11 protein-coding genes are annotated in these 12,038 nt (G+C 72.7%); 9 read left to right on the top strand and 2 right to left on the bottom strand.

Translation table 11 applies throughout. The features are described 5' to 3' along the window. The 9 genes from AOK00_RS05630 to AOK00_RS05670 form a co-directional block, all read left to right on the top strand. Nucleotides 1-730: amino acid ABC transporter permease (locus AOK00_RS05630; RefSeq protein WP_055599210.1), on the top strand; the 730-nt coding region annotated here is incomplete at its 5' end. Continuing rightward, nucleotides 727-2,532, top strand: coding sequence for an FAD/NAD(P)-binding protein (locus tag AOK00_RS05635; RefSeq protein WP_055599211.1), 1,806 nt, complete (start codon nucleotides 727-729; stop codon nucleotides 2,530-2,532). The genes AOK00_RS05630 and AOK00_RS05635, both read left to right, overlap by 4 nt. A gap of 44 nt (nucleotides 2,533-2,576) precedes the next feature. After that, nucleotides 2,577-3,461, top strand: a complete 885-nt coding sequence (locus tag AOK00_RS05640; protein ID WP_055599212.1) for an amino acid ABC transporter permease — start codon at nucleotides 2,577-2,579, stop codon at nucleotides 3,459-3,461. Continuing rightward, nucleotides 3,458-4,264: an amino acid ABC transporter ATP-binding protein gene (locus tag AOK00_RS05645; RefSeq protein ID WP_055599213.1), complete on the top strand. Its 807-nt coding sequence runs from the start codon at nucleotides 3,458-3,460 to the stop codon at nucleotides 4,262-4,264. Before AOK00_RS05640 ends, AOK00_RS05645 begins: the two co-directional genes overlap by 4 nt. Before the next feature lie 118 nt (nucleotides 4,265-4,382). Next, nucleotides 4,383-5,360 carry an ABC transporter substrate-binding protein gene (locus AOK00_RS05650; RefSeq protein ID WP_055599214.1) on the top strand — a complete coding sequence of 326 codons (978 nt, stop codon included), beginning with the start codon at nucleotides 4,383-4,385 and terminating at the stop codon, nucleotides 5,358-5,360. 45 nt (nucleotides 5,361-5,405) lie between these two features. Beyond that, nucleotides 5,406-6,476, top strand: coding sequence for an LLM class flavin-dependent oxidoreductase (locus AOK00_RS05655; protein WP_055599215.1), 1,071 nt, complete (start codon nucleotides 5,406-5,408; stop codon nucleotides 6,474-6,476). Between the two features lie 23 nt (nucleotides 6,477-6,499). Then, nucleotides 6,500-7,780, top strand: coding sequence for an NtaA/DmoA family FMN-dependent monooxygenase (locus AOK00_RS05660; RefSeq protein ID WP_055599232.1), 1,281 nt, complete (start codon nucleotides 6,500-6,502; stop codon nucleotides 7,778-7,780). Between the two features lie 5 nt (nucleotides 7,781-7,785). Further along, complete coding sequence (locus AOK00_RS05665) at nucleotides 7,786-8,610, top strand: DUF1684 domain-containing protein (protein ID WP_055599216.1); 825 nt, start codon at nucleotides 7,786-7,788, stop codon at nucleotides 8,608-8,610. Between the two features lie 170 nt (nucleotides 8,611-8,780). Further along, entirely contained in the window at nucleotides 8,781-9,680 is a 900-nt protein-coding gene (locus AOK00_RS05670) for a S1 family peptidase (RefSeq protein ID WP_055599217.1), read from the top strand. A 209-nt stretch (nucleotides 9,681-9,889) separates the two neighbouring features. On the opposite strand, the gene AOK00_RS05675 is transcribed toward AOK00_RS05670, so the two are convergent. Both AOK00_RS05675 and AOK00_RS05680 read right to left on the bottom strand, forming a co-directional pair. Further along, nucleotides 9,890-10,870, bottom strand: coding sequence for a GNAT family N-acetyltransferase (locus tag AOK00_RS05675; protein WP_055599218.1), 981 nt, complete (start codon nucleotides 10,868-10,870; stop codon nucleotides 9,890-9,892). 86 nt (nucleotides 10,871-10,956) lie between these two features. Next, entirely contained in the window at nucleotides 10,957-12,006 is a 1,050-nt protein-coding gene (locus AOK00_RS05680) for a hypothetical protein (protein WP_055599219.1), read from the bottom strand. Between the last annotated feature and the right edge of the window lie 32 nt (nucleotides 12,007-12,038).

Genomic DNA, 12,038 nt, shown 5'->3' on the forward strand with positions numbered 1-12,038 from the left:
CGTACAGTTCGTCCACGGGCTCGTCACCAACCCCGGCTGGGAGTGGGACGTCTTCGCCGCGTTCTTCACCACCGAGACGGTCCTCCGGGCCGTCTGGGTCACCCTCCAGCTCACCTTCTACGGCACCGCCCTCGGCTGCGCGATCGGCATCGGGCTCGCCTTCATGCGCCTGTCGGACAGCCCGTTCCTGAGGTCCGGCGCCTTCGGCTACGTCTGGTTCTTCCGGTCCACCCCGATCCTGGTCCAGCTGCTCTTCTGGTTCAACATCGGCGCGCTCTACCCGCAGATCCTCGGCGTCAGCACGGTCAACCTCCTCGGCCCCGTGTCCGTCGCCGTCATCGGCCTCACCCTGCACGAGGCCGCCTACGCCGCCGAGGTCGTACGCGGCGGCATCCTCTCCGTCGACCGCGGCCAGCTCGAGGCCGCCCAGTCGCTCGGCCTCGGCCGGTGGCGCCGGCTCTCCCGGATCGTGCTGCCGCAGGCCATGCGGGCGATCGTCCCGCCGGCCGGGAACATGCTGATCGGCACCCTCAAGGGCACCTCGATCGTCTCCGTGATCGCGGTCCAGGACCTGCTCTACTCGACCCAGCTCGTCTACCACCGCACGTACGAGGTCATCCCGCTGCTGCTCGTGGCCACGCTCTGGTACGTCGCCGTCACCTCCGTCCTCAGCCTCGGCCAGCACTACGTCGAGCGCCACTACGCCCGCGGTACGGCGGGTGCGCGATGAGCACGAACGCGTCGATCGTGATCGTGGGCGCCGGGCCGCGGGGGACCGGCTTCCTCGAACGGCTCGCCGCCAGCCTGCCCGAGCTGTACGGCGACCGCCCCCTCGACCTCCACCTCGTCGACCCGCACCCGCCGGGCCCCGGCCGCATCTGGCGCACCGAGCAGTCCCCACTGCTCTGGATGAACTCCCGGGCCGAGGACGTCACCATGTTCACCGACGAGACCGTGGACCTGGTGGGCCCCGTACGCCCCGGCCCCACCGTCGCCGAATGGGCCGGCATCGAGGGCCGGACCTTCCCCACCCGCCTCCAGCAGGGCGCCTATCTGCGCTGGGTGTTCGAGCGGGCCCGGGCCGCGCTGCCCGCCTCCGTCTCCGTCCACGAGCACCGCACCACCGCCCTGCGGATCGGCGGCCCGCGCGAGGGACGCCAGCGGGTCTGGCTGGAGGGCTCCGCCGCGCCGCTCCTCGCCGACCTCGTCGTCCTCACCGTCGGTCACCTCGACGCCGAACCCGACCCGGAGCAGCGGGCCCTCGCCGGCTTCGCCGCCCGTCACGGTCTCGTCCACCTGCCGCCCGACTTCACCGCCGACACCGACCTGACCGCCCTGCCCGCAGGGGAGGCCGTCCTCGTCCGCGGCTTCGGGCTCGCCTTCGTCGACCTGATGGTGCTGCTCACCGAGGGCCGCGGCGGCCGGTACGAGGGCGAGGGCGACGCGCTGGTCTACGTCCCCTCGGGCAAGGAACCGGTGCTGCACGTCGGATCGCGCCGGGGTGTCCCGTACCACTCGAAGATCGGTTACGTCCTCGAAGGCGAACGGCCCCCGCTGCCCCGCTTCTTCGGCCCCGAGCAGACCGAGGCCCTGCTGCTGAGGACCGGGCCGATCGACTTCCGGCGCGATGTGTGGCCGCTGGTCGACAAGGAGCTCGGCTGGGCCCACTACCACCGGCTGTTCTCCACCCACCCCGAGCGGACCACGCTCGCGTGGGGCGACTTCGAGCGGGCCTACGCGGCGGCGCCGCCGCGCGGGGCCGAACTCGCCGCCGTCGTCGCCGCGGCCGTCCCCGACCCGGCCGACCGGCTCGACCTGGACGCCCTCGACCACCCCCTGGACGGCATCCGCTTCGCCTCGACGGAGGCACTCCAGCACGGTCTGCGCGACTACATCACGGACGACCTGACCCGCCGTCACGACCCGGCCCACAGCTCCGACGCCGCCGTCTTCGCCGGACTGCTCTCCGTCTACGGACAACTCCTCCGGCTCGGCACCCGCATCGACACCGGCGACTGGTGGCACGGCTTCTTCAGCTACCTCGCCTCCGGGCCGCCCGGCCCCCGGCTGCGCCAGCTCCTGGCCCTCTCCCGCGCGGGCGTCGTCCGCTTCCTCGGCCCCCAGGTCACCGTCGAGGCCGACGAGGCACGCGGAGTCTTCCGGGCCGCGTCCGCCGCCGTCCCCGGGGAGTGGACCGAGGCACGCGCCCTGGTCGAGGCCCGGCTCCCCGACCCCACGCTCGGACTCACCGGCAGCCCGCTCCTCCGCGCCCTTTACGAGGAGGGCGCCCGGGCCACCGCCAGCGGCCTCCTCGTCGTCGACCCCGTCGACGGCCGGCTCCTCGACTTCGACGGACGCCCGCACCCGCGCCGCTTCGCACTCGGTCCGCACACCACCGCGCGGACAGACAGCGCCTTCACCCGGCCCCGTACCGGCGGGGTCGCCTTCCGGCAGAACGACGTCACCGCGCGGGCGGCGCTGACGTTCCTGCGCGACCGGGCGTGTCGGCTCCCGGCCCCGCTGAGCGCCTGACCCCTTCCCCCTCCCACCGCCCGACCCCTTTCCGAGGAACCGCCATGTCTCTCACCAGCGATCCGCCCGCCACCAGAGCCCTCGTGAAGGAATCGGCGGCGGGCCCCGAGCTCGTGGTCGTCCCCGTGCGGCACCCCTGGCGATGGGTGGCCGTCGCCGTCACCGCCGTACTGATCGTCCAGTTCGTCCACGGGCTCGTCACCAACCCCGGCTGGGAGTGGGACGTCTTCGCCGCGTTCTTCACCACCGAGACGGTCCTCCGGGCCGTCTGGGTCACCCTCCAGCTCACCTTCTACGGCACCGCCCTCGGCTTCGCGATCGGCATCGTGCTCGCCTTCATGCGCCTGTCGGCCAGCCCGTTCCTGCGGTCCGTCGCCTTCGGCTACATCTGGGCCTTCCGCTCGATCCCGCTCATCGTCCAGCTGCTCTTCTGGTTCAACCTCGCCTATCTCTACAAGGAACTGAGCATCGGCATCCCGTTCGGGCCGAGCTTCCTCTCCTTCGACACGATGGGCCTGGTCGGCGAGATGAGCGCCGCCGTCCTCGGGCTCGCCCTGCACCAGGCGGCCTACGCGGCGGAGATCGTCCGCGGTGGGGTACTCGCCGTGGACGAGGGCCAGTTGCAGGCCGCGGCCTCCCTCGGCATCCCGCGGCTCCGGCAGGTGCGGCGGATCGTCCTGCCGCAGGCGATGCGCTCGATCCTGCCCAACGCCGCCAACGAGATCATCTCGCTCTTCAAGGGCACCTCGATCGTCTCCGTCATGGCGATCGGCGAACTCTTCTACCAGGTCCAGGTCGTCTACGGCCGCAACGGACGGGTCGTCCCGCTCCTGATGGTCGCCACCGCCTGGTACGTCCTGCTCACCACCGCGCTCTCCGTCGTCCAGCACTACGTCGAACGCCACTACGCGAAGGGGAGCGTCCGATGAGCTCCGTCACCGTCGACCCGGCCGCCGAAGCCCAGGCCGCCACCACCGCCAAGGTCGAGATCCGGGCCGTCCACAAGAACTTCGGCCCCCTCCACGTCCTGCGCGGCATCGACCTCGACGTCCGCGCCGGCGAGGTCACCGTCGTCCTCGGCCCCTCGGGCTCCGGCAAGTCCACCCTCCTGCGGACCATCAACCACCTGGAGAAGGTCGACAGCGGCACCGTCAGCGTCGACGGCACCCTCGTCGGCTACCGCCGCTCCGGCAACAAGCTCTACGAGCTGCGCGAGCGGGACATCCTCAAGCAGCGCACCCGGATCGGCTTCGTCTTCCAGAACTTCCACCTCTTCCCCCACCTCACCGTCCTGGAGAACATCGTCGAGGCCCCCGTCTCGGCCCTGAAGCGCCCCCGCAGGGAGGCCGAGGCCGCGGCCCGGACACTGCTCGAACGCGTCGGACTCGCCGACAAGGCGGAGGCGTACCCCAAACAGCTCTCCGGCGGACAGCAGCAGCGAGTCGCCATCGCCCGCGCGCTCGCCCTCGAACCCGGCCTGCTCCTCTTCGACGAGCCGACCTCCGCGCTCGACCCCGAGCTGGTCGGCGAGGTCCTCGACGTCATCAAGGACCTGGCCGCCTCCGGCACCACCATGATCGTCGTCACCCATGAGATCGGCTTCGCCCGCGAGGTCGCCGACACCGTGGTCTTCATGGACGAGGGCCGGATCGTCGAACAGGGGCCGCCGGCCGAGGTGCTCGACAGCCCCCGCCACGAACGCACCCGCGCCTTCCTCTCCAAGGTCCTCTGACCACCCACGAACGCACCCGGGCCTTCTCTCCAAGGTCCTCTGACCACCCGCGAACGCACCCGCGCCGTCCTCGTCAGGCCCTCTGACCACCCACCCCTTCCTTCACAGGAGTACTGCCATGAAGACCAGCCGCGCCGTCCTCACCGCCCTCGCCTCGCTCACCGCCCTCGGCGTCCTCACCGCCTGCGGCTCGGGTGACGCCGCCATCGACGCGGCCGAGCCCGAGGCGAAGAAGGCCGCCAACGGCATCAACCTCAGCCCCGAGCAGAACCGCGTCCACACCCCCAAGGTCGACGCACTCGCCGCCCAGCTGCCCGAGGCCGTCCGCAAGAGAGGCACCCTGATCCTGGGCGTCTCCGCGACGAGCAATCCGCCGCTCGCCTTCCACGCCACCGACGACAAGACACTGATCGGCGTCGAGGTCGACCTCGCGACCCTGGTCGCCGACGCCCTCGGTCTGAAGCCCGAGTTCAACCCGGTCTCCTGGGAGAACCTCTTCGTCGGCCTCGACAGCGGCAAGTACGACGCCGTCTTCTCCAACGTCACCGTCACCGAGGAGCGCAAGGACAAGTACGACTTCGCCACCTACCGCCTGGACGACCTCGCCTTCGAGGCGAAGAAGGGCTCCGGCTGGAAGGTCAAGGGCCCCGAGGACGTGGCGGGCAAGGCGATCGCCGTCGGCTCCGGCACCAACCAGGAGAAGATCCTCGTCGACTGGTCCGCGCAGAACGAGAAGGCCGGCCGCAAGCCGGTCGACATCAAGTACTACCAGAACACCTCGGACTACTACCTGGCGCTCCAGTCCGGCCGGATCGACGGTTACCTCGGTCCCAACCCCGTCGCCGCCTACCACGTGCTCTCCGCCGGACAGACCGAGATCGTCGGCAAGTTCTCCGGCGCGGGCGCCGGACTCCAGGGCAAGATCGCGGCCACCACGAAGAAGGACAGCGGACTCGTCGCCGCCTACGCCGCCGCGATCGACCACATCGTCGAGAACGGCACCTACGCCCAGGTCCTCAAGCGCTGGGGCCTCGACAGCGAGGCCGTGACGAAGTCGGAGATCAACCCGCCCGGACTGCCCCGCACCAAGAACTGACCGCGCCCCGCTCCGTCCGCTCCACGTCGCTTCGAGAGAGACCGCATGACCAGCAGCCGAACGCTCCACCTCGCCGCCGAACTCGCCCCGGGCGCCGGTGACGCCCCGAGCACCCTCGCCGCCGCCCGGACCGCCGCACCCGCCGTCGCCGGCACCGCCGCCCGTACCGTCGGGCTCGCCCGGCTCGCCGAGGCGGCCGCGCTCGACTTCCTCACCCACGACGACTCCTTCACCCGGCCCGGCCTGGACGCGCTCGCCGTCCTGGCCCGGGTCGCCCCCGAGACCCGCTCCATCGGCCTCGTGCCGACCGTGACCACGACCCACACCGAGCCCTTCCACGTCCAGGCCGCCGTCGCCACCCTCGACTGGGTGAGCCGGGGCCGGGCGGGCTGGCGGATCGCGGTCTCCCCGACCGGGGCCGAGGCCAGGCTCTTCGGCCGCCGGTCGGCACCGCCCACCGCCGAGCTCTGGCAGGAGGCGGGCGAGGTCGCCGAGGTCTCCCGCAAACTGTGGGACAGCTGGGAGGACGACGCCGAGATACGGGACGTGGTGACCGGGCGGTTCGTCGACCGCCGCAAGCTGCACCACGTGAACTTCCAGGGCGCGACGTTCTCGGTCACGGGCCCCTCGATCGTCCCCCGGCCCCCGCAGGGCAACCCGGTGACGGTCGTCGACGCCACCCGCCCCGCCGCCCGGGACACCGCAGCCCACCACGCCGACGTGGCCCTGATCAGGGCCTCCTCCGCCGAGGAGGCCGCGGCCCTCCGCGCCGAACTGCGGCAGGGGGCCCGTGCCCACGGCCGGGACCCCGGACAGCTGCGCGTCCTGCTCTCGGCGACCGTCGACCTCGACGCGTACGAGGGCGGGCCCGGGGCGCTCGCCGAACTGATCGCGGGCTGGCACGGCGGCGGCGCCGTCGACGGCTTCCACCTCGTGCCGGCCGTGCCCGAGCGGGACCTGGAGCGGTTCACCGCCGGCACCGTCAGCCGGCTGCGCGACCGCGGGCTCTTCCGCAAGGCCTACGAGGGCGCCACCCTCCGCGACCACCTGGGGCTCGCCCGCCCCGTCAGCCAGTACGCCGCCGAAGCACGGGTGACGACGGGAGCACGCGCGTGAGTACGACTCCGGGCCGGAAGCAGATCCATCTCGCCGCGCACTTCCCCGGCGTCAACTCCACCACCGTCTGGGCCGATCCGCGCTCCGGCTCGCAGATCGACTTCTCCTCCTTCGAGCATCTCGCCCGGACCGCGGAGCGGGGCCTCTTCGACTTCTTCTTCCTGGCCGAGGGGCTGCGGCTGCGCGAGCACAACGGCCGCATCCACGACCTCGACGTCGTCGGCCGGCCCGAGTCGATCACCGTCCTGAACGCGCTCGCCGCCGTCACCGACCGGCTCGGCCTGGCCGGTACGGTCAACGCCACCTTCAACGAGCCGTACGAGCTGGCCCGGCGGCTCGCCTCGCTCGACCACCTCAGCGCGGGCCGGGCCGCCTGGAACGTCGTCACCAGCTCGGACGCCTTCACCGGCGAGAACTTCCGGCGCGGCGGCTTCCTCGACCGGGCCGACCGGTACACCCGGGCCGCCGAGTTCCTCGCCACGGCCCGGGAGCTGTGGGACTCCTGGACGCCGGAGGGCCGGCAGCGGCCCTTCGTCCACAGCGGGCCGCAGTTCGGGATCGAGGGCGAGTTCACCGTCCCGCGCTCCCCGCAGGGGCACCCGGTCGTCATCCAGGCCGGCGACTCCGCCGAGGGCCGGGAGTTCGCCGCCTCGGCCGCCGACGTGGTCTTCACCCGGCACTCGACCCCGGAGGCCGGCCGGGAGTTCTACGCCGACGTCAAGGGGCGGCTCGCCCGGTACGGCAGGGAGCCGGGCGACCTGAAGATCATGCCCGGGGTGACGTACGTCCTCGGGGACACCGACGCCGAGGCGCAGGAGCACGCCGGCGAGATCCGCCGTCAGCAGGTCTCCCCGCAGAACGCGATCCTCGCCCTGGAGCAGATCTGGGGCCGCGACCTGTCCGGGTACGACCCGGACGGACCGCTTCCGGACATCGACCCCGATCCCGACTCGACCCTGGTCCAGGGGCGGGTGCGGGTCGCCGACCCGGTCGGGGTGGCCAGGAAGTGGCGGGCGCTCTCCGAGGCCAAGGGTCTGTCGATCCGCCAGACGGTCGTCGAGTCCACGAGCCGGCAGTCGTTCGTCGGCAGCCCGGGGACGGTCGCGGCGGCCCTGGAGGAGTTCGTCGCCACGGACGCCGCCGACGGATTCATCCTCGTCCCCCACCTCACCCCCGGCGGCCTCGACGACTTCGTCGACCGGGTCGTCCCGCTGCTCCAGGAGCGGGGGGTCTTCCGTACGGAGTACTCCGGCACGACGCTCCGGTCGCACCTCGGGCTTCCCGAACCCGTATGGAAGGGTTGAGCACCATGAGCACGGACAACGACAGCGGCACGGGTACGGACGCGGGGGCCGGCCCCCGGCAGGAGTGGCAGCACTGGCACGAGCAGCGGGAGGCCGCGGTCTCCTCCTCGTACGGTCCGCTCTCCCTCACGGGCACCCACTGGCTCTCGGACTTCCCGGAGGGGCGAATTCCGGCCGTTCCGGGGGAGTGGCGGGAGGACGGCGACGAGGTGCTCCTCAGCGCCCGCGCCGAGGACGGGATCACCGTCGACGGCAAGCCGTTCACCGGCACCGTGCGGCTCACCGCCGACCACGGCCCGATCCACGAGTCCCGCGTCGAGTCGGCGGGCCGGCGGCTCGTGGTGCTGCGGCGCGAAGGGCTCTGGGCCGTAAGGGACTTCGACCCCGGCTCCGAGGCCCGTACCGCCTTCCGGGGCATCGAGGCCACCCCGTACGACGAGCGCTGGGTGGTGCCCGGAGTCTTCCGGCCGTACGAGCGGACGCGCAGCGTACGGGTGGAGAACGCCGACGGCCGCGAGCGCGGTCTCGGGCTCTCCGGGGAGCTGGTCTTCGAACTGCACGGCGGCGAGCACACCCTCCAGGTGGCCGTCGAGGACGACGGCTCCCTGTGGGCGGTCTTCGCGGACGCCACCAGCGGCCGGGACAGCTACCGCTTCCGCTTCCTGCGCCCGGCGGCCCCGGCGGCGGACGGCTCGGTGACGGTCGACCTCAATCGCGCGCTGCTGCCGCCCTGCGCCTTCGCCGACCACTTCATCTGCCCGTTCCCGCCGCCGGGGAACACGCTCGACACCGCCGTCGCGGCGGGGGAGCGGCGACTGAGCGAGGTCTGACTTCTCACCTCGGGTGAATCTCGGGGAAGTTGCGGGCCGTACGGCCGAATCGCGCCCTTGCGGCGTGAAGTCGTACGGCCCGAGACTCCCCCACAGCGCCGGCCCCAGGCCGCGCCTCACGGGCCCGGCACCCCACGGCGGGCCCCCGATTCCCCTCGGGAGGAACAGAAGTGAGGACCATGCGCACCACCCCCACGAGAACCGTCCGGCTGCTCGCCGTCGCGGCAGGCCTCGCCGCCGCCGCCGCGCTCGCCGCCCCCACCGCGAGCGCCGGCACCGCACAGAGCACCCGCACCTTCGACGCCGCCGCCCTCTCGGCGACCGGCGACGCCGTCCGCGCCGCGGACGTGCCCGGCACCGCGTGGTACGCCGACACCGCCACCGGCAAGCTGGTCGTCACCGCCGACTCCACGGTCAGCCAGGCCGAGCTCGCGAAGATCAAGCGGCAGGCCGGCGCGAACGCGGACGCCATCCGCGTCGAGCGCACCCCCGGCAGGTTCAGCAAGCTGATATCCGGCGGCGACGCGATCTACGCCACCAGCTGGCGCTGCTCGCTGGGCTTCAACGTCCGCGACGGCTCCGGCAACTACTACTTCCTGACCGCCGGACACTGCACCGACGGCGCGGGCACGTGGTACTCCAACTCCTCCCGTACCACCGTCCTCGGAACCACCGCCGGGTCCAGCTTCCCGGGCAACGACTACGGCCTGGTGCGCTACACCAACACCTCCGTCACCAAGTCCGGCACGGTCGGCAACGTGGACATCACGAGCGCCGTCAACGCCACCGTCGGCATGTCCGTCACCCGCCGCGGCTCCACCACCGGCACCCACAGCGGCTCCGTGACGGGCCTCAACGCCACCGTGAACTACGGCGGCGGCGACATCGTCTCCGGCCTGATCCGCACGAACGTCTGCGCCGAGCCCGGCGACTCCGGCGGCCCGCTCTACTCGGGGAGCCGCGCCGTCGGCCTCACCTCGGGCGGCAGCGGCAACTGCTCCACGGGCGGGACGACCTTCTTCCAGCCCGTGACGGAGGCGCTGAGCGCGTACGGGGTCAGCGTCTTCTAGCCGACCGGGGACGCGGGTACCGGAGATGAAGGAACGGATGACCCGGGCCCACCACGGCCGGTAGTACGCCGCCGTACGACGGTGCCGCCCCGTGCGAGGAAGCACGGGGCGGCGCTCTGCCGCCCTGCGGACCCACGTCAGAGGACGCCGGTCAGAGGACGCGGGGTCAGGGGGCGTGGGCCGGCGGGTGCGGCCCGGCGGGTGCGGGGTCAGAGGACGCGGGCGAACTCCAGCCGGTCGGCGAAGTTCACGTATCCGGCGCGCTCGAAGGCCTTGGCCATCGCCACGTTCGCGGCGTCGCAGTCCCCGCGGATCTCGGTGGCCCCGGCGCCCACCAGGACGCGCGTGCCCCGGATCACGACCGAGGTGGCGTACCCCTTGCCCCGGTGGGCGGGGGCGACTCCGACGAAACCGATGACCGGAACGCTGGGGTTCTCGGCGGGCAGGCTGATCACGGCGACGGTGCCGTCCGCGTCGTAGCCGAGCTCCCACCAGGCGGGCTCGTGCTTGAGCTCGGCCGTCTCCTCGAAGAGCAGCTCGGCCGCGCGCCGGGCGCCGTGCTGCCGTACGTCGGCCGCGAGGCGGGCGTCGGCGGTTTCGGCGAGCAGCTCGGCGAGGACCGCGACGAAGGGCTCGGGGCCGAGTTCGGCGAGCGAGCGGAAGGTCAGCCGGGGGTCGTCGGCGGGCAGCCCGTCCGGCGCGCCGGACGCCTCCGGTCCGGCGTCACCGGTTCCGTTCGCGGCGGGGGCCCGCAGACTGAACCTGCGGCCGTCGCGGATCACGGCGTACCCGGACGCCCGCAGCAGCTCGCCCCGGTGCTCCGGGTTCCGCTGGAACTGCGGGGCCTGGGCGGGGGAGTCGACGACGTGCTCCAGCTCCGTCGCGCCCAGCTCGCGGGCCCTGACGGCGGCCGCGTCGAGCAGCGCGGCAGCGGTCTCCGGAGCGTCCTCCGGCGCCTCGAACAGCACCAGCGCGAGCGGGACGTCGTGCCCGGGCATGGTCCACAGCACCACGCTGCCGGTGAGCCGGCCGTCGTCGTCCTCGGCGACCAGGCACCACTCGGGCCGGGTGCACGTGCTGTCGAGGAGCTGGGCGAGATACGCGCGGGTGGCGGCGTTGCGCTCGGGGTCGCCGGGGTGCTCGACCAGAGCGGGGAGTTCGTCGGGACGGGCGGGGCGGACAAAAGTCACGGAGAGCCTTGTCGGTTCGGGGAACGGTCGGTGCTGCCCCGCGAAAGTAGCGGCCGATGAGCGGGTGGGCCAGGGGTTTTCGGGCTTCAGTGGGTCCGTGCGCCGCTCGCGGTGCCGACTTCGTCCGCGATCGGCTCCGACTCGGGCCCGCGCTTCAGGGAGGACATCACCAGGGTGACGACCACGCCGACGACCGCCCAGGCGGAGAGGACGAGCATCGAGTTCGTCATGTCGTTGCCCTTGAAGTACGCGATCGAGCGCGCCGCCCAGGTGCCGGCGCCCGGTGGCAGGGCGGGGCCGATCGCGTTCCAGAACGGGGGCAGCATCGGCAGCGGGAAGGCGCCGCCCGCGCTGGGGTTGCCCGCGACCACGATGAGCAGGATCGCCAGGCCGATGCCGACGATCCCGAAGACCGACTGCAGGGCGAGGGTGGCGGCGCCGACGGCGAAGACGACCAGCGTCCCGAGCCCCCACAGGGCGGCGACACTGCCGGGCAGGGCGCCCAGGACCGGGCCGACGATGACCGCGCCGCCGAGCCCGCCGAGGACCGAGTAGACCGCGAGGACCCCGAGACGGATGATCGCGCGCTCCCGGTTCGCGGGCCGGGAGCCCGCGCTGATGGCCAGGATCGCGGCGCAGATGTAGCCGCCTACGCACCAGCCGACGACGAGGTAGAAGGCCGAGAGCCCGTCGAAGTCCTCCGACGAGGCGGGGGCCACGTCGACGGTCCGTACGGTCCGCTGCTGGGTCGCCTCCACGCGGGTGAGGATCGTCTCCAGGGCCGAGGAGAGCACCGTGCCGCCGCCGGAGGCCACGAGCAGGGTGTCGGTGCGGCCGGCGGGGTCGACGATCAGGGCGCCGTCGATGTCCCGGTTCAGGATCTGGTTCCGTGCCGTGGCCTCGTCGGCGACCGAACGGGGGTCGAGCGGGGCGCCGGGGAGCCGGTCCAGCTGTCCGACGAGCTGTGCGGAGACCTGTTGCGGTGCGACGACGCCGAAGGGGACGTCCCTCGGCTCGGGGTGGTGCAGGGCCCCGACGTACGAGGTGATGAACAGGAGCTGGAGGGCGAAGACGCCGATGACAAGGAGGGCGGCTCGGGGGGTGACGGCGCTTTTCAGTTCGTCGACGAGGCTCATGCCTCCACGCTCCGGGGCAGGGGGTGTTTCCG

This window comes from Streptomyces aureus (assembly GCF_001418135.1).
GTDB classification, from domain to species: domain Bacteria; phylum Actinomycetota; class Actinomycetes; order Streptomycetales; family Streptomycetaceae; genus Streptomyces; species Streptomyces aureus_A.